Origin of the sequence: Pseudomonas sp. PvP001 (genome assembly GCF_040546375.1) — a bacterium.
Classification (GTDB): Bacteria; Pseudomonadota; Gammaproteobacteria; order Pseudomonadales; family Pseudomonadaceae; genus Aquipseudomonas; species Aquipseudomonas coleopterorum.
Window position 1 is genome coordinate 2,033,536 of the sequence record NZ_JBEPNQ010000001.1, and the last position, 17,047, is coordinate 2,050,582.

15 protein-coding genes and 1 pseudogene are annotated in these 17,047 nt (G+C 64.1%); 4 read left to right on the forward strand and 12 right to left on the reverse strand.

Annotated features, from left to right (window positions below):
• Positions 1–10 precede the first annotated feature (10 nt).
• Positions 11–898 (reverse strand): annotated as a pseudogene (gene serB / locus ABMD26_RS09315) (phosphoserine phosphatase SerB); the annotation flags it as partial.
• Between the two features lie 255 nt (positions 899–1,153).
• Here serB and ABMD26_RS09320 point away from each other — a divergent pair.
• The 3 genes from ABMD26_RS09320 (at position 1,154) to ABMD26_RS09330 (ending at position 3,393) form a co-directional block, all read left to right on the forward strand.
• Positions 1,154–2,665, forward strand: coding sequence for a histidine kinase (locus ABMD26_RS09320; protein ID WP_502948309.1), 1,512 nt, complete (start codon positions 1,154–1,156; stop codon positions 2,663–2,665).
• Between the two features lie 172 nt (positions 2,666–2,837).
• Complete coding sequence (locus ABMD26_RS09325) at positions 2,838–3,122, forward strand: type II toxin-antitoxin system Phd/YefM family antitoxin (protein WP_090355819.1); 285 nt, start codon at positions 2,838–2,840, stop codon at positions 3,120–3,122.
• Complete coding sequence (locus ABMD26_RS09330) at positions 3,088–3,393, forward strand: Txe/YoeB family addiction module toxin (protein WP_090355816.1); 306 nt, start codon at positions 3,088–3,090, stop codon at positions 3,391–3,393. Before ABMD26_RS09325 ends, ABMD26_RS09330 begins: the two co-directional genes overlap by 35 nt.
• 51 nt (positions 3,394–3,444) lie before the next feature.
• On the opposite strand, the gene ABMD26_RS09335 is transcribed toward ABMD26_RS09330, so the two are convergent.
• The 9 genes from ABMD26_RS09335 to ABMD26_RS09375 form a co-directional block, all read right to left on the reverse strand.
• Entirely contained in the window at positions 3,445–4,146 is a 702-nt protein-coding gene (locus tag ABMD26_RS09335) for a PqiC family protein (protein WP_192000726.1), read from the reverse strand.
• A 170-nt stretch (positions 4,147–4,316) separates the two neighbouring features.
• On the reverse strand, positions 4,317–6,572 hold the full coding sequence (gene parC, locus ABMD26_RS09340; RefSeq protein WP_354309184.1) for a DNA topoisomerase IV subunit A: 2,256 nt from the start codon (positions 6,570–6,572) through the stop codon (positions 4,317–4,319).
• Positions 6,573–6,579: 7 nt separating this feature from the next.
• Positions 6,580–7,104 carry a retropepsin-like aspartic protease family protein gene (locus ABMD26_RS09345; protein WP_043191202.1) on the reverse strand — a complete coding sequence of 175 codons (525 nt, stop codon included), beginning with the start codon at positions 7,102–7,104 and terminating at the stop codon, positions 6,580–6,582.
• Positions 7,101–8,096 (reverse strand): esterase-like activity of phytase family protein, encoded by a 996-nt coding sequence (locus ABMD26_RS09350; RefSeq protein ID WP_502948338.1) that lies wholly within the window; start codon positions 8,094–8,096, stop codon positions 7,101–7,103. Before ABMD26_RS09350 ends, ABMD26_RS09345 begins: the two co-directional genes overlap by 4 nt.
• The gene (parE, locus tag ABMD26_RS09355) at positions 8,096–10,000 is read right to left on the reverse strand and encodes a DNA topoisomerase IV subunit B (protein WP_043191207.1); all 1,905 of its coding nucleotides are present in this window, start codon (positions 9,998–10,000) and stop codon (positions 8,096–8,098) included. Before parE ends, ABMD26_RS09350 begins: the two co-directional genes overlap by 1 nt.
• Positions 10,001–10,035: 35 nt before the next feature.
• On the reverse strand, positions 10,036–10,644 hold the full coding sequence (locus ABMD26_RS09360) for a YqiA/YcfP family alpha/beta fold hydrolase (RefSeq protein ID WP_354309187.1): 609 nt from the start codon (positions 10,642–10,644) through the stop codon (positions 10,036–10,038).
• An 82-nt stretch (positions 10,645–10,726) separates the two neighbouring features.
• The gene (gene cpdA, locus ABMD26_RS09365; RefSeq protein WP_354309189.1) at positions 10,727–11,542 is read right to left on the reverse strand and encodes a 3',5'-cyclic-AMP phosphodiesterase; all 816 of its coding nucleotides are present in this window, start codon (positions 11,540–11,542) and stop codon (positions 10,727–10,729) included.
• A 91-nt stretch (positions 11,543–11,633) separates the two neighbouring features.
• Complete coding sequence (locus tag ABMD26_RS09370) at positions 11,634–12,122, reverse strand: DUF1249 domain-containing protein (protein ID WP_197979194.1); 489 nt, start codon at positions 12,120–12,122, stop codon at positions 11,634–11,636.
• On the reverse strand, positions 12,077–12,694 hold the full coding sequence (locus ABMD26_RS09375; protein ID WP_134722942.1) for an NUDIX domain-containing protein: 618 nt from the start codon (positions 12,692–12,694) through the stop codon (positions 12,077–12,079). The genes ABMD26_RS09370 and ABMD26_RS09375 overlap by 46 nt, the downstream gene beginning before the upstream one ends.
• A 198-nt stretch (positions 12,695–12,892) precedes the next feature.
• Between ABMD26_RS09375 and ABMD26_RS09380 the strand changes: the two genes are divergently transcribed.
• Positions 12,893–13,639 (forward strand): RsiV family protein, encoded by a 747-nt coding sequence (locus ABMD26_RS09380; protein ID WP_354309192.1) that lies wholly within the window; start codon positions 12,893–12,895, stop codon positions 13,637–13,639.
• Here ABMD26_RS09380 and cytX read toward each other — a convergent pair.
• Positions 13,608–14,891, reverse strand: coding sequence for a putative hydroxymethylpyrimidine transporter CytX (cytX, locus tag ABMD26_RS09385; RefSeq protein WP_354309194.1), 1,284 nt, complete (start codon positions 14,889–14,891; stop codon positions 13,608–13,610). The genes ABMD26_RS09380 and cytX overlap by 32 nt on opposite strands.
• 155 nt (positions 14,892–15,046) lie before the next feature.
• Positions 15,047–16,951, reverse strand: coding sequence for a phosphomethylpyrimidine synthase ThiC (gene thiC / locus ABMD26_RS09390; protein ID WP_354309196.1), 1,905 nt, complete (start codon positions 16,949–16,951; stop codon positions 15,047–15,049).
• Positions 16,952–17,047: the final 96 nt, after the last annotated feature.

Here is a 17,047-nt window from a genome sequence, read left to right on the forward strand (position 1 = left end):
GAACCAGTGCTCAGTCGCGGCGACCGAGCAGGTACAGCACCGCATCCAGCCCCAGCACACTGATGGCCTGACGCGCCGACTGCCGTACCAGCGGCTTGGCGCGGAACGCCACGCCCAGTCCTGCAATGGCCAGCATGGCCAGGTCGTTGGCCCCGTCACCCACTGCGACGGTTTCGCTCAAGTCGATACCGTGCTCACGGGCCAACTGCTGCAGCAGGTCGGCTTTGCGTTGGGCGTCGACGATGGGCTCGACCGCCACTCCGGTGCATTTGCCGTCGACCACCTGCAGTTCGTTGGCGAAGACATGAGTGATGCCCAGACGCTTCTGCAACTGCTTGGCGAAATAGGTGAAGCCGCCGGACAGAATGGCGGTTTTCACCCCCATGCGATTGAGTTCGGCGAACAGGCGCTCGGCGCCTTCGCTCAGGCGCAGTTGCGCACCGATGTCATCGAGCACCGCAACATCGAGGCCGTCGAGCAGGGCCAGGCGGGCCTTGAAGCTGGCGCGAAAATCGATCTCGCCGCGCATGGCCTGTTCGGTGATCGCCGCGACACGCTCGCCGATGCCGGCCGCCTTGGCCAGTTCGTCGATCACCTCGGCTTCGATCAGTGTCGAATCCATGTCGAACACGGCCAGGCGCGGATGCCGACGCTGTGCCGATTCGGGCTGGTAGACGATGTCCAGACCCAGTGCGGCGCTGAGTTCGAGCACCTGGGCACGCAATGGCAGTGGCTGCTCCAACGGGCCCTGCAGGCACAGCTCGAAACAGGCATTGCCACCCGTGGCCGCTGACAGGCGCTCCAGGCTCGAAAGCGACAAGCCATGCTCGGCCAGCAGCGTGATCACCTGCCGCAGCGCCGGGTAGCCGACCTGGCGCCCCATCACGCTGACCACGTGGTCTGCCGGCTCAGCGTTCAGGGCGGTGCTGAAGGTGGTCTCGGCGGTCAGGACGTCGCCCAGTGCATCGACGATGCCCGACTGCTCCTGAGCGGTGATGTTGATCAGGACGATTTCGCGCAAGAGGCACCCCGTTTCATGAAAAAAAACGCATTCTAACCACTTTCAGTGACCATCGGGCACAGGCAGCGCTTTGCCGCTCGGGGGGCGGTCGTTATACTGCGCGCCAACTTCACGGACAAAGAGCCGCGCTCAGTGAACCGGCCTACGCCAGTCAAAACCGACAACTTCTTCCTGCTGATCTTCCGAGCCGTGCGCCACCGTCGAGTGCCGCTGGCTTTGCGCATCGCGTTCACCAACATCGTGCTGGTTGCCATCGCCCTGGTGATCTACGCCTGCGTGATGGGTCTGCAGTTCAAGCAGGCCATGCACGAGCAAGCCGATGCGGTGGGCCAGAGCCTGACCACGCAGACGGCCACGTCCGCCACCGAGCTGCTGGTGTCCAACGACATCCTCAGCCTCAACGTGCTGCTCAACAATCTGGTGAAAAACCCATTGGTGGCGCACGCGGCGATCTTCAGCCCGGACAACCGTATCCTTGCCGAAGCCGGTCAGCGCCCCAAAAGCGGCCTGCTTGGGCAAAGCCAGGGGCTGTACGAGACCAAGATCAACTTCCAGGACGCCCTGGCCGGACAGTTGCGCATCAGCCTGGACATGAATCAGTTCCAGCAGCCGTTGACCATCAGCCTGCAGAGCATGGGCGTGCTGGCCGGGATCCTGCTGGTGCTTGCGTTGGCGCTGAGCCTGCGCCTGGGTCGCTACATCTCGACGCCACTGCTGCAGCTGCGGGTCTGGCTGCGCAACCCTGACGAGTACACGCCGGCGACCCAGCGCACCGACGAGATCGGCGATCTGGCGCGCCAGCTGCACGCGCAGTTGGCTCCAGAGCCCCGTGAGCCCGAAGTCGAACCCGACGACATCGACGAAGACGATGAGCCGCAGCCAGCCTTGCCCATGCGCACCGCCAGCAAGCCCGGCCCGTTCCCGCCGGTGGCCGCAAAGCCTGCGAAACCGGTCATGCGTCAGATCCAGGCCGACGAGGACGAGGAAGACTTCGGCGACGATCCGTTCGCGGACCTGCGCGAAGCTCCGGTGGCGGTGATCAAGCAACCCGTTACTGCCGTGGCCAAGGTGCATACCGACAGCGCGGTGCTGGCCGTGCAACTGGGTGCTCAGGAACAACTGCGGCGCCTACCCAAGGCCCGCCTGGCCGAGCTGCTGGAGCGCTACCACGACTGCCTGCAGCAGGCCGCCTCGCTCTACGAGAGCGAAGTGCACATGCTCCAGGATGGCAGCACCCTGATGCTGTTCCACAGCGAAACCAGCGGCGATGACTACCTGACCAATGCGATCTGCTGTGGCGAACTGTTGCGCGCCCTGGGTCATGCCTTGCAGATCGAGGTCGCCGACAGCGGTATCACCCTGCAACTGCAGTTGGGTCTGGTGCTCAGCGACGAGGTCCATGGCCTGAACTCCATCGACCTCCTGCTGACCGAATCGGCGCAGGATGCACTGGGCGCTCTCGCAGCACAGCCGCAACCTGTTGCTGGTGGTGCGCGAGATCGGCGAAGACCCGCTGATCCGCCAGCGTGCGCGCATCCGCTCGATCGCCAGCCCCGAAGGCGCCTGCTGCGTCGAACGCCTGCTGGAGCCCTACCCGTCGCTGCTGGAACGGCAGTTGGCGCGCATCGGCTGACTGGCAGCTGACTTGACGTCATTGTACAAAGCATTGTACATTTTCAGCTCGACCGAACGAGGCTGCCGGCTGTGCCGCAGCCTCGTTCCGTTTCGCCGCAGATGCGGCTGATCTCGCCAGGGGTATGCTATGCACTGCCTTGGCGTTCTCCCTTGGGATGTTCCCGGGAAGGAATCGATATCCATGAATGTACTTACCTTTAGCCAGGCCCGTGCCGGTTTGAAGCAGACAATGGATGATGTGTGCCGTGATCACGAGCCGGCCGTCATCACCCGCCAGCGTGGTGAACACGTAGTCATCCTGTCGCTGGAAGACTACAACGCCATGGAGGAAACCCTGTACCTGCTTGGTTCAGCGGAGAACGCCAAGCGCCTGCGCGAATCCATTGCTCAGCATAAGGCCGGGGGAGCCTTCACCAAGGAGATCTCCTTGAATGTCGCAGAGCAAGAAGCAGCAGAACAAGACTAAAGCTCGCACCAGTGTCGCCGTTTCATTCACTGCCAATGGTTGGGCTGACTATCAGCACTGGTCCGAGAATGACCCCGGTAAACATGAAGCTGTCGATAACCTCATTTCCCATATCCTGCGTGATCCCTTCAAGGGAATAGGTCGCCCCGAACCACTGAAAGGCGACCTCACCGGATACTGGTCGCGGCGCATCGACAAGGAGCACCGCCTGGTCTACTTCTACGACAATGATGTGCTTACGGTGATTGCCTGTCGCTACCACTACGGCTGAACACCCAACAAAAAGCCCGCATCCAGTGCGGGCTTTTTGTTGGGCGTCGCTCTAGAAGCGGAACACTTCCAAGTCGGTACGGATGGGGGTCGCCAGCGGAATCTGTGGTTTTTCTTCTTCCCGGCGCACCTGCGCCGGCGCTGGCTTACGCTCTTCGACCAGTGCGGGTTGGTTGGCCAGCGGTTTGAGCGCCGCGGTCAACTGCGCAGCCAGACGCTGCAACAGGACCCCTTGCGCCTGCACTTGAGCGGCAGTGTCGCCGTCGTGCTTTTCTTCGAGGTGGACGATGCGGTTGTCGCGTACCTGTCCGCGACGGTCCAGGACGCGCCACTGGGCATCCAGGATGGCAGGCTGTCGGCTGCCTGAATCGAGCCGGGTGATCGACAGCAGCACCTGAGCATCGGGCGTGAAGTTGGCGGGCGTGGGTGCCAGCACCACGCGCTGGCTGTCCAGGCGCCAGGCCATCTGGCGCAACAGCAGTTGGTCGATGTCGGCGGAAAGGCTGCCGGCCCAGCGGCCGTCGGTGGACGCTCTCAGGCTGCCGTCGGCCTGGCGCTGCAGCAGCGTTTCGCGCTGCAGGTAGTCGGCCACCGACACCGGCCCCAGCAGCACGGCCATGCCGCGGCTTTCCTTGGGCAGGCCGGGGTTGCCGCTGTCGAGCTGGTACAAGGCCACGGGTTGATGCGTGCTGCATCCGGCCAGTCCCAGCACGCCGCCGAGCAATAAAATCACGGGAAGACGCAACAGTTTCATCATTTCATCCAGGCGGCTGCCACACGGCAACCGCAGCAATACTTGACCGAGTCGTCTGGACGCTGCCGCTTGGCGGCGCCGCGAAAGGGCCTATCATCCGTGAATCCGCGCCCTGACTCCAGTGCTTGCGTCGAACGGCAGCCATGCCACCGTCCGCACGCGGTTGGCAGTCAGGGGGTTTCCACGACCAGAGCGTCGACGCGCTGGAAACCGCGAGGCAGCTTGTTGCCGCGGCGACCACGCTCGCCACGGTAGTGCTCCAGGTCGTCGGGCTTGAGCGACAGCGTGCGTTTGCCCGCCTGCAGAACCAGGGTCGAGCCTTCGGCAACGACCGCAAGGTCGGTGACGAATTCTTCACGGCTGGCCACTCGATCACCGGGAATGCCGATGATCTTGTTGCCCTTGCCCTTGCCCAACTGCGGCAGGTCGCTGATCTTGAACACCAGCAGGCGTCCTTCGGTGGTCACGGCGGCCAGCCAGTTCTGCTCCCGGTCCGGCACGGCGCGGGGGTTGATCACCTTGGCGCCCTTGGGCAGGCTGAGCAGCGCCTTGCCGGCCTTGTTCTTGGCTTGCAGGTCTTCGCCCTTGACCACGAAACCGTAGCCGGCGTCCGATGCGATGACATACAGCGCGTCGTCGTCGGGCAGCATCACGCATTCGAACGTCGCACCCGGTGGCGGCGTCAGGCGGCCTGTCAGCGGCTCGCCCTGGCCACGGGCCGAGGGCAGCGTATGGGCAGCCACCGAGTAGCTGCGCCCGGTCGAGTCGATGAACACCGCGAACTGATTCGAGCGCCCGGTCGCTGCCGTCTTGTAGCCGTCACCGGCCTTGTAGGACAGCCCGGTGGCATCGATGTCGTGGCCTTTGCCACAGCGCACCCAGCCCTTCTCGGACAGCACTACCGTCACCGGCTCGGTGGGCATCAGCTCGTTTTCCGACAGCGCACGGGCTTCGCTGCGCGCCACGATCGGCGAGCGGCGAGCGTCGCCATAGGTTTCGGCGTCCTTGATCAGCTCGGCACGCACCAGTTTCTTCAGCTTGGCTTCGCTGCCCAGCAGGGCCTGCAGCTTGGCGCGTTCCTTGGCCAGCTCTTCCTGCTCGCCACGGATTTTCATCTCTTCCAAACGCGCGAGCTGGCGCAGGCGCGTGTCGAGAATGTAGTCGGCCTGGATCTCGGTCAGCGCGAAACGCTCGATCAGGCGTGCCTTGGGATGATCCTCGGTGCGGATGATGTGGATCACTTCGTCCAGGTTGAGGAAGGCAATCAGCAAGCCGTCCAACAGGTGCAGGCGGCGCTCGACCTTGTCCAGACGGAATTGCAGGCGGCGGCGCACGGTGTTGACGCGGAACTCCAGCCACTCGACCAGCAACGCGCGCAGGTTCTTCAGCTGCGGGCGGCCGTCGAGGCCGATGATGTTGACGTTGACCCGGTAGGTCGACTCCAGATCCGTGGTGGCGAACAGATGCTGCATCAGTTCGTCGACTTCGACCCGATTGGAGCGCGGAATGATGACGATGCGGCACGGATGCTCGTGGTCGGATTCGTCACGCAGGTCGGCCACCATCGGCAGCTTCTTGGCCTGCATCTGCGCGGCGATCTGCTCCAGCACCTTGGCACCGGACACCTGATGCGGCAGAGCGGTGACGACCACGTCGCCGTCTTCCAGACGATACACCGCGCGCATGCGCACCGAACCGCGACCGGTTTGGTAGATCTTCAGCAGTTCGGCGCGCGGCGTGATGATTTCCGCTTCGGTCGGGTAATCCGGACCCTGGATGTGCTCGCACAACTGCTCGACCGTGGCCTTGGGCTCGTCGAGCAGTCGGACGCAGGCGCTGGCCACTTCGCGCAGGTTATGCGGTGGCACGTCGGTGGCCATGCCCACGGCAATGCCGGTGGTGCCGTTGAGCAGGATGTTGGGCAAGCGCGCCGGGAGCACCGCAGGCTCGTCCAGGGTACCGTCGAAGTTCGGCACCCAGTCGGCGGTGCCCTGGCCCAGTTCGGTGAGCAGCACTTCGGAATAGCGCGACAGGCGCGCTTCGGTGTAGCGCATGGCAGCGAATGACTTGGGATCGTCCGGCGCCCCCCAGTTGCCTTGGCCATCGACCAGGGTGTAGCGATAGCTGAACGGCTGCGCCATCAGCACCATGGCTTCGTAGCAGGCCGAGTCGCCATGGGGGTGGAACTTGCCGAGCACGTCACCCACGGTGCGCGCGGATTTCTTGTGCTTGGCGTCAGCGTCGAGCCCCAACTCGCTCATGGCATAGACGATGCGTCGCTGGACCGGCTTGAGGCCATCGCCGATGTGCGGCAAGGCGCGGTCCATGATCACGTACATGGAGTAGTTGAGGTAGGCCTGTTCGGTGAAGTCAGCCAGGGACCGGCGTTCTACGCCGTCGAGACTGAGATCGAGGGAGTCGCTCATGCAAGCCTCATCGTTTCGTGGTCTGGCGCAGCAACAAGTTGCCGCCGCGCTGAGTGAATTCAAGTTGTTTCAAGGCGCTCATGCCCAGCAGCACCTGGTTGCCTTCGAAGCCCGGCACTACAAGGGCGCGGACATTGCTCAGACGAATGTCGCCCAATTGCAGGCTGGCGATCTCGGTGCGATAGCCTTGGGTCTTGCCATTGGCGGTGGTGAGCAGCACTGGTGCCCCGCGCGTCAATTCAAGCTTGCGCGCCACGGCTTCGGGCATCGCCACATCGGTGGCGCCGGTGTCGAGCATGAACTGCACCGGCTGGCCGTTGATGAAACCGCCACTGACAAAGTGTCCCTGGCCATTGCCGGCCAATTGCACTTCCACATAGCCGTCGCCGTGCTGGGAAACCGGCACGGCATTGGGATTTTCCCGTCGCTGTTCCCAGTCGCCGAAGAACTGCGTGGCCAGGTACAACGCCGCGGCCCAGGCCAGCAGCATCAGCAGTTTGCCCGCCCGCTTGCCGGGTGCCGCCTGGCTCATGGTGCCGCACTCCAGCCACCGGCCGGGGCTGCGAAGCGCCAGACCACCGGACGGCGTTCGTCATCGGCGCGGGCCCATTGGTTGTTGTCGGTGCCGACCCAGGCGCCGTCGGCGTCCACACTCAGCGCTTCGGTCAGGCCGTAGGGCGCATCATAGCGGCGCGCAGGCAACAGGGCTTCGGCGGCGAACGACCAGCAACGTTCCCGCTTCGCCGTATCGGCGTCTCGGCGGCAGATGCGGTAGGCATTGCGTTCCAGGGTGAACAGCTTGCCGTCGAAGTAGGCCAGGTCAGCGAAGTCGCGCGGCATGGTCCTGGTGCGAGGCACCTGCACCGGCAGCGTTTCCGCACCGCCTTCGGCGAGCAGCACGCAACGCCCCTCGCAGCTCCAGCTTACCGGCCGCTTGCGAACAGCCAACAGACCGCGCTGCTGACGTTCGGCGGCCAGCCACAGGCGGTCGCCGGCCGGGTTGACGGTCAGCCCTTCGAACAGGGCGTTGAAGTGCAACAGCAGGTTGCTGGCACGCGCCTGACTGACCAGGGTCGGATCCAGGGGCAACCACTTCGGCTCGCCTGACACGGGAATCTGCAGGACCGCGACGTGGGCTTCGCTGACCAGGTACTGGTTGCCTTGGGCATCACAGCTGATGCCTTCGAAATCCAGATCGCCGCCGCGCACGAAAGACGCGGCCCAACTGCTCATGCGCAGACGGGCGGGCAGCCCGCTGGGTGGGACCGGTGGTGCCTTGAACGTCACGGCCCTGGCCTGCCAGGTGGGCGTCGAGGTATCGAGTCGATAGACCGTCCCGTCTTCACGGTCGGAAACGGCCCACAACGCCTTGCCGCACAGCGCCAGACCGGACAGATTGCCCGTGGGCATGCCATCGACCGCATGCTCGCCGATCAGGGTCAACTCGGGCACAGCGGGCTGCGCCGACGCCTCGGCCAGCGTCGGCACGGCCAGGGCGAACAGGGCTGTCAGCAGCGCTGCGATCAAGCCAGCACCTCGGCCAGATTGCCCTTGGACTCGAGCCACGCCTTGCGGTCACCCGCACGTTTCTTGGCCAGCAGCATGTCCATGATCTCGGTGGTACCAGCGAAGTCGTCCAGGGTCAGTTGCACCAGGCGGCGGGTGTTGGGGTCCATGGTGGTTTCCCGCAACTGCGGTGGGTTCATCTCGCCCAGACCCTTGAAGCGTGTGACCTGCGGTTTGCCGCGTTTCTTTTCGGCGACCAGGCGGTCGAGGATGCCATCGCGCTCGGCCTCGTCCAGGGCGTAGAAAATCTCCTTGCCCAGGTCGATGCGGTACAGCGGCGGCATGGCGACGTAGACATGGCCGGCGTCCACCAGGGGCCGGAAGTGCTGGACGAACAGCGCGCAGAGCAAAGTTGCGATGTGCAGGCCGTCGGAGTCGGCGTCGGCGAGGATGCATACCTTGCCGTAGCGCAACTGGCTGATATCGGCGGCACCGGGATCGACCCCGATGGCCACGGCGATGTTGTGCACTTCCTGACTGGCCAGGACCTCGCTGCCATCCACTTCCCAGGTGTTGAGGATCTTGCCGCGCAACGGCAGGATCGCCTGGAATTCCTTGTCCCGTGCCTGTTTGGCCGAGCCACCTGCCGAGTCACCTTCGACCAGGAACAGCTCGGAGCGGGCCGGGTCCTGGCCAGCGCAGTCGGCCAGCTTGCCGGGCAATGCCGGGCCTTGGGTGATGCGCTTGCGCTCGACTTTCTTGCTTGCCTTGAGGCGGCGGCCGGCGTTGCTGATCGCCAGCTCGGCCAGTTGCATGCCCAATTCAGGATGCGCGTTGAGCCACAGGCTGAAGGCATCCTTGACCACGCCGGACACGAACGCTGCGGCCTCGCGCGACGACAACCGTTCCTTGGTCTGGCCGGAGAACTGCGCATCCTGCATCTTCATCGACAGGACGAAGGCGATACGCTCCCAGATGTCTTCGGGCGCCAGCTTCAGCCCGCGCGGCAGCAGGTTGCGGAACTCGCAGAATTCGCGCATGGCATCGAGCAAGCCTTGGCGCAGGCCGTTGACGTGGGTACCGCCCTGGGCCGTCGGAATCAGGTTGACGTAGCTTTCCTGAACGCTGTCGCCGCCTTCGGGCAACCACAGCAGCGCCCAGTCCACGGCTTCCTTGTTGCCCGCCAGGCTGCCGCAGAACGGCTCGTCCGGCAGGCGGGCGAATTCGGTGACCGCATCGATCAGGTACGAACGCAGGCCATCTTCATAATGCCACTCGACCTTCTCGCCGCTGCCCTTGTCCTCGAAGCTGACCAGCAGGCCGGGACAGAGCACCGCCTTGGCCTTGAGCACATGCTTGAGGCGGCTGACGGAAAACTTGGGCGAATCGAAGTATTTCGGGTCCGGGGCGAAGTACACGCTGGTGCCGGTGTTGCGCTTGCCGACTGTACCGATGACTTCCAGGTCGGTGGCCTTGAAGCCATCGGCGAAGGTCATCTGATACTCGTTGCCGTCGCGCTTGACCCTGACCCGCACCTGATTGGACAGGGCGTTGACCACGGAGATACCGACCCCGTGCAGACCGCCGGAGAACTGATAGTTCTTGTTGGAGAACTTGCCGCCGGCGTGCAGCTTGGTGAGGATCAGCTCGACGCCGCTGACGCCTTCCTCCGGGTGAATGTCCACAGGCATGCCGCGGCCGTCGTCGGACACTTCCAGGGAGTGATCGGCGTGCAGGATGACCTGGATCGACCGTGCGTGGCCCGCCAGGGCTTCGTCGACACTGTTGTCGATGACTTCCTGGGCCAGGTGGTTGGGCCGACTGGTGTCGGTGTACATGCCCGGGCGCTTGCGCACCGGGTCGAGGCCCGAGAGGACTTCGATGGCGTCTGCGTTATAGGAGCTAGCGCTGGGATTGGCCATGGGGTCTCGTCGTCAGTCGTTCGTGAAATGAGTGGTCAAAGCTGGGCAAGGTCGACGCCATCCAGGCGCTCGGCGTCGATGCCGGCGAATGCCAGCAGCGCCGGCAACTTCTGCGCAAAGCCCTGGAAGCCGTGGTCGCCGCCGTTTTCGATGTGCACGCTGCAGGCTTGGTAGAAGGCCGCCGCCTGGCGATAGTCGAGGGTCTCGTCGCCGGTCTGCAGCCACACCTGGAGCCGCTCGCGGTCCGTGGGGGCCGGCACTTCCAGCTCGGCCAGTGCCGTGACATGGTCGTGGGTCAGCTGCCAGCGCTCGCCCGTGTAATGGTTGGTCTGTTCGCCCAGGTAGCCATCGAACAGGCGGTGCGGGTTGACCACGGGATTGATCAGCACTGTCTTGAGGCCAAAGCGCTGGGCCAGGTGTGTCGCATAGTAGCCGCCCAGTGAGCTTCCCACCAGCAAGGGCGCATCGAGCTGCGCCAGTGCCGCTTCGAGTTGGGCGATGGCCTGGCGCGGATGGTGGTGCAAGGCGGGCGCGCGCAGTTGATCAGCCAGGCCGATGCGTTGCATCAGCGCACTCAATTGGCGGGCTTTCTGCGAATCCGGCGAGCTGTTCAGACCATGAATGTAGAGGATCGAACCGGGCATGGGGGCCTCCGGGCATAGAGATGGCGCGCAGTTTACCTTGTCGGGGGTGTGGGCGGGCTATCGGTGTGTTGCTGATCCTGAATCAATAACCCGCCGCGTCCAGATCCGGGGTGAAACTGAAGTCCGCCAGACGCGAGACGCCGGTTTCGATCTGTCCGTCCGGCATCAGGCGCAGCCAGCGGTAGCCCGGCGCACGGTCATCCAGGGCGAAGTCCTCGCTGCACGGCAGAAACTGGATGCAGGTCGAGGGCGATGCCAACAGGCGCACGCCATGAGCCTGCCGGTCGATCTCCTGATGCACGTGCCCCCAGAGCACACCCCGCACTTGCGCAAAGCGGGCAAGCAGCTCGAACAGGGCATGCCGGTTGCGCAGACCGATGGGCTCCATCCAGGAGCTGTCGATGGACACCGGATGATGGTGCAGACACACCAGGTGATGCTTGTACGGTGCCTCGGCAAGCGACCGTTCGAGTAACTGCAACTGCTCGTCGGCCAGATGACCCGCCGCCGAACCTGCGATGGCGGAATCGAGCAGTGTCACTCGCCAGGCACCGATGTCCACCACCGGCTCCAGCCACTGCGTACCCTGCGCGGCCTGCTGCATGACGGCCGGTTCGTCGTGATTCCCGGGCAGCCAGCGCATCGGCGCGGCAATTCCCGCTGTGGCCTGGGCAAACGCCTGGTAGGAAGCCAGCGTGCCGTCCTGAGACAGGTCGCCGGTGGCGACCAGCAAATCGATGTGCGGCTGTTCCGCTTGCACCTGGCTGACGACCTGCGCCAGGCTCTGCCGGGTATTGAGGCCGAACATGGCTCCGTCGGCTTCGGCCACCAGGTGGCTGTCGGACAGCTGCACGAGCAGCACCGGGGCATCGACAGCGCGATCAGATGGGCTGGACAAGGCCGTCTCCAGGCAGGGGTTGATCGAGGAATTATGCGCAGCCTGGATGACGAGGGCAATGCAGGGTCCAGCGCCAGGGGCCGGTCGGCGCTCAGCGCACCGCTTCGTACTCGTGGCCGCAGGCCAGGCAGTGGCTGAGCCATTCGCCGAGAAACAGGTTGAGCTGGGCCTTTTCGTCGGGTTGGTGCATGGCCTCGTTGGGATAGGGATAGACGCTGCGGAAACGACGGGCATGCTCGGCGCTGATGACCTCGGCCATGCGCGCATCGTGGTACACCTGCACTTCCATCTGCGGCACCGGCAGCCAGGGCAGGCTGTGTTCCTGGCGCACGCGCAGGGTTGTGGTGTACGGACAGGCCAGCAACACCTCGAGGGTCAGCACGCCGAGCATCTGGTCGGCCTGGGTCATGGCGATGCGGCGCGACAGCTGCTGGCTGCGCATGTCCGGCAACAGCCGCATGAGTCGCGCATAATTGGCCTCGCAGGCGGCCTGCAAGCCGACCAGGTCGACGCGGTAGCGCTCGCGCAACGGACTCACGACCACAGCCCCCTGACTTCGTCGCGGTTCAGCGCCAGCCATTGAATGGCGATGATCGCTGCCGCGTTGATGATCCGACCATCGCGCACGGCCTGCAAGGCATCGTCGAACGCCCAGACCTTGACGCGGATGTCCTCGCCCTCCTCCTCCAGACCATGCAGGCCGCCCGCGCCTTCGCTGCTGCAGCGGCCCAGGTACAGATGCACGTATTCATCGCTGCCGCCGGGCGACGGGAAGTACTTGGTGACCGGCCACAGTGCTTCGATCTGCAGCCCCGCTTCCTCGTCGGCTTCGCGATGGGCGACTTCCTCGGGCTGCTCGTCCTTGTCGATCAGCCCGGCGACCATTTCGATCAGCCAGGGGTTGTCGACCTTGCCGATCGCGCCGACCCGGAACTGCTCGATCAGGACCACTTCGTCGCGAACGGCATCGTAGGGCAACACGCACACGGCGTCGTGGCGCACGAACAGTTCGCGGCTGATCTGCTTGCTCATGCCACCGTTGAACAGCTCGTGGCGCAGGAACAGTTTGTCCAGTCTGTAGAAGCCCTGGAAGCAACGTTCGGTCTTGTCGATCTCGACCGCCTTGGGGGTGGATCGGGATGAATCTGGCATGGAAAAACCTCGTACTCGTGCATGCAGCATGGGGCCATCCTAACCGCGATGCGCCCGTATTGCAGCCCCCTTCGAAGGTAAGCCGCAAGCCTCGGGATAGGCGGTTGGACGAGCAGGCATTAAGATTGTGCTACGTGCGAACCGACGGTTCGACCGGCAGTCCAAGCACGACAATTCAATCATCCGCCAAGGACCATCATGTCGTTTCTCAAGTTCACCTCCGTGGCCTGCGTCGCCTTGACCCTGGGTGCCTGCGCCAGTGTCTTCCAAACCAATTACCGGGCGCCGCTGGAGACCAAGCGCGAGGCTTTCGAGCACATCAAGCCCGGCTGCGACAATCAGGACTGTCCACTGGTGAACATCGACGTGGTGCATTTTCCCGACGAGCCCGGCCTGGATGCAGCCATCGACAAACGCTTGCGCAAGATGACCGTCAATACGCCCGACGCCCGTGTACCGGCGACCCTTAAGGCCTATGAAGATCAATTCATGCGCGAGGCCCAGCCGCGCTACAGCAGCTACCTGCAAGCCAAGGTACGCGAGCAGCATGACGGTATCGTGGTGGTCGAGCTGTCCAGCTACGTCATGACCGGTGGCGCCCACGGCATGCCAGGGCGCGGCTTCATCAACTGGTCGCGTCGCGAGCATCGCGAACTGACCCTGAAGGACATGCTGGTACCGGGCCAGGAACGCGCGTTCTGGCAGGCTGCCGAAGAAGCCCACCGTGGCTGGCTGGTCGCCAGCAAGCTGGACAAGGATGCCGACTTCATTCGTCAGTGGCCTTTCCAGCAGACGCCGAACATTGCCTTGACCTATGGGGGCGTGGTGCTCAAGTACAACGTGTACAGCATCGCCCCCTACGCCATGGGCCACCCGGAAGTGAAGATCGCCTACCCGCGCCTCAATGGCGTGATCAAGCCCGAGCTGTTCCCGGGTCGCGGTTGAGCACGCGCTCGATCAGGTAGTACAGCAACCCGGCCACCAGCAGCGCGGGCAGGGTTGCTCCGATCTGCGGGTACAGATTGGCCAGCAGATGATACAGGCACACACCGCCCAGCCACGCCAGCAGCGCGCTCCAGCGCACAGCCCGTGGCTCGACCTGGATGGCGCGTTTGCGCAGCACGAAGTGGTCCATCAGGACCACGCCGAACAGCGGCGCGAAGACCGAGCCGATTAGCAGCAGGAAGTTCTGGTACTGCGCCAGCGGTGCCAGGCAGGCGATCAGCGTGCAGATGATACCGATGGCCAGGGCCAGGTGCTCCACCTTCAAGCCTGACAATAGGCTGGTCGATACCGCAGCCGAATGGATGTCGACGAAGGCGTTCTCCGACTCGTCCAGCAGAATCAGCAGCAGCGGTATGCCCAGGCCAGCACCGGCCAGCGCCAGCAGCAGCGCATTGACTTCACCACTGGGCGCGAACGCCAGGGTGTAGGCGACGCCCAGGCTCATCAACCAGAAATTGCCGATGAAGAAGCCCACGGCGGTGCCGCCGAACACGTTGCGGGCGCGCTTGCCGAATCGCGAGTAGTCGGCAATCAGCGGCAGCCACGACAGGGGCATGGCAATCGCGATGTCAAAGCCGGTGGCCAGGTCCATGGAGCCGTCGCCCGCAGTGTTCCACAGAGCTGCCAGGTCGGCCTTGGCGAACAGGTTCCAGGTCAGCCAAAGGCATGCCGCCAGTAGCAGCCATATGCCCCATTTGCGCAGCACCTTGCGCACGAAGGTCAGCGGCCCACTGACCGCCAGCAGCGTGACCAACGCGCCGAACAGCAGCGTCCACAACCACGGATTGCTGCCCAGGCTGCCTTCGCCGAAGGCGCGGGTGGCCAGCAGGCTGGCGGCATCGCGCATGACGATGATCTCGAACGAACCCCAGCCAACCAGTTGCAGCAGGTTCAGTAGCGCCGGCACGCTACCGGCGCCGCGGCCCAGGGTCAGGCGCAGAGCGGCCATGGCCGACAGCCCGGTGTCGCTGCCGATCACACCGACGCCGGCGAGCAGCAGCACGCCCACCAGGGTCCCGAGAAAAATGGCGCCCAGCGCACCGGCAAGGCCCAGGCCCGGCGCCAGCAAGGCGCCGGTCTGCAGCACCATGAGGCCGACGCCCAGGGAAAACCACAGGGAGAACAGATCACGTCCGCCCAGCACGCGCTGGGCGGTGGAGACCGCGATATCGGGGGAGTAGGAGGTTTTCAATGGATGGGCTCGAATGGAAAGGAGTCAGGGGTTGGCGGAGCATTGATGGGGTGTCAGGTCAGACGCGGTGCGGGTTTCGCGGCCGATGACCGCTCCTACGGAGAAATCGCAGGAGCGGTCATCGGCCGCGAAAGCCGCACGACTGAAGGTCCTGATCAGACTTTCTGGTACAGCTGGCTGCCTTCCTGCTTGAAGCGCTTGGCCTGTTCGCGCATTCCTTCCTCCACGCTCAGGTCGACGGCCTCGATCTTCTGGTTGGCCGCATACTCGCGCACTTCCTGAGTAATCTTCATGGAGCAGAACTTCGGCCCGCACATCGAGCAGAAGTGCGCGACCTTGGCCGAGTCCTTGGGCAGGGTTTCGTCGTGGTAGGCGCGCGCGGTGTCCGGGTCCAGCCCGAGGTTGAACTGGTCTTCCCAGCGAAACTCGAAACGCGCCTTGCTCAAGGCGTTGTCGCGGATCTGCGCGCCGGGGTGCCCCTTGGCCAGGTCGGCGGCGTGCGCGGCGATCTTGTAGGTGATGATGCCGGTCTTCACGTCATCCTTGTTCGGCAGGCCCAGGTGCTCCTTGGGCGTCACGTAGCAGAGCATCGCGCAACCGAACCAGCCGATCATCGCCGCACCGATGCCCGAGGTGATGTGGTCGTAACCTGGGGCAATGTCGGTGGTCAGCGGGCCGAGGGTGTAAAACGGCGCTTCGTCGCAGCATTCCAGCTGCTTGTCCATGTTCTCCTTGATCAGCTGCATCGGCACGTGCCCCGGACCTTCGATCATGCACTGGACGTCGTGCTTCCAGGCGATCTTGGTCAGCTCGCCGAGGGTTTCCAGCTCCCCGAACTGAGCTTCGTCGTTGGCGTCGGCGATCGAGCCCGGACGCAGGCCGTCGCCCAGGGAGAAGCTGACGTCGTAGGCCTTCATGATTTCGCAGATCTCGTCGAAGTGCGTGTACAGGAAGTTTTCCTGGTGGTGCGCCAGGCACCACTTGGCCATGATCGATCCGCCGCGGCTGACGATGCCGGTGACCCGCTTGGCCGTCAGCGGCACGTAGCGCAACAGGACCCCGGCATGGATGGTGAAGTAGTCCACGCCCTGCTCGGCCTGCTCGATGAGGGTGTCGCGGAACAGCTCCCAGGTCAGGTCTTCGGCCACGCCGCCGACTTTTTCCAGGGCCTGATAGATGGGCACGGTACCGATCGGTACGGGCGAATTGCGGATGATCCACTCGCGGGTTTCGTGGATGTGCTTGCCGGTGGACAGGTCCATCACCGTGTCCGAGCCCCAGCGGATGCCCCAGGTGAGCTTGGCCACTTCCTCCTCGATGGAGGAGCCCAGGGCGCTGTTGCCGATGTTGCCGTTGATCTTCACCAGGAAGTTGCGGCCGATGATCATCGGTTCGAGTTCGGTGTGGTTGATGTTGGCCGGAATGATCGCGCGGCCACGGGCGATTTCTTCACGCACGAACTCGGCGGTGATCTCCGTGGGAATGCTGGCGCCGAAGCTGTGGCCCTTGTGCTGATCCTTGAGCAGGCCGGCAGCGCGGGCCTCGGCCAGCTTCATGTTCTCGCGGATGGCGACGTATTCCATTTCGGCGGTGATGATGCCCTGACGGGCATAGTGCATCTGGCTGACGTTGGCGCCGGCCTTGGCCCGGCGCGGGTTGCGCACGTGAGCGAAGCGCAGTTTGGTCAATTCGTCGTCGCTCAGGCGTTGTTGGCCGAAGTGAGAACTCAAGCCGGGCAGCCGTTCGGTGTCGCCACGGTCGTCGATCCAGGCCGAACGCACGTCGGCCAGGCCCTTGCGCACGTCGATGACGACATTGGGGTCGGTGTAGGGGCCGGAGGTGTCGTAGACGGTCACCGGCGGGTTGATCTCACCGCTGCTGTTGCCGGTGGAAAAGTCGGTCGGGGTGACGTCCAGGCTGATTTCACGCATGGGCACACGGATGTCTGCCCGCGAGCCCTGGACGTAGATCTTGCGCGAACGGGTGAAGGGCTGCACGGAGCCTGAATCGACTTGGGCCGATTCGCTCAAATGCACGGTGTTTTTTGCTTTTGTATTCATCACAGGCTCTCCAGACGGCATCCAGCAGGGAATGTCGGAGCGAACCTGAAAGGCACGGATGCACCCTGTGAACGGATGCTGTGCTTGTACGCGAGG

Excerpts from the sequence above, each read along its gene's own strand:
- ABMD26_RS09325 (WP_090355819.1), top strand. The coding sequence starts at position 2,838 with ATGAATGTACTTACCTTTAGCCAGGCCCGTGCCGGTTTGAAGCAGACA.
- ABMD26_RS09330 (WP_090355816.1), top strand. The coding sequence starts at position 3,088 with ATGTCGCAGAGCAAGAAGCAGCAGAACAAGACTAAAGCTCGCACCAGT.
- ABMD26_RS09335 (WP_192000726.1), bottom strand. The coding sequence starts at position 4,146 with ATGAAACTGTTGCGTCTTCCCGTGATTTTATTGCTCGGCGGCGTGCTG.
- parC (WP_354309184.1), bottom strand. The coding sequence starts at position 6,572 with ATGAGCGACTCCCTCGATCTCAGTCTCGACGGCGTAGAACGCCGGTCC.
- ABMD26_RS09345 (WP_043191202.1), bottom strand. The coding sequence starts at position 7,104 with ATGAGCCAGGCGGCACCCGGCAAGCGGGCGGGCAAACTGCTGATGCTG.
- parE (WP_043191207.1), bottom strand. The coding sequence starts at position 10,000 with ATGGCCAATCCCAGCGCTAGCTCCTATAACGCAGACGCCATCGAAGTC.
- ABMD26_RS09360 (WP_354309187.1), bottom strand. The coding sequence starts at position 10,644 with ATGCCCGGTTCGATCCTCTACATTCATGGTCTGAACAGCTCGCCGGAT.
- ABMD26_RS09370 (WP_197979194.1), bottom strand. The coding sequence starts at position 12,122 with ATGGCTGGCGCTGAACCGCGACGAAGTCAGGGGGCTGTGGTCGTGAGT.
- ABMD26_RS09375 (WP_134722942.1), bottom strand. The coding sequence starts at position 12,694 with ATGCCAGATTCATCCCGATCCACCCCCAAGGCGGTCGAGATCGACAAG.
- ABMD26_RS09380 (WP_354309192.1), top strand. The coding sequence starts at position 12,893 with ATGTCGTTTCTCAAGTTCACCTCCGTGGCCTGCGTCGCCTTGACCCTG.
- thiC (WP_354309196.1), bottom strand. The coding sequence starts at position 16,951 with ATGAATACAAAAGCAAAAAACACCGTGCATTTGAGCGAATCGGCCCAA.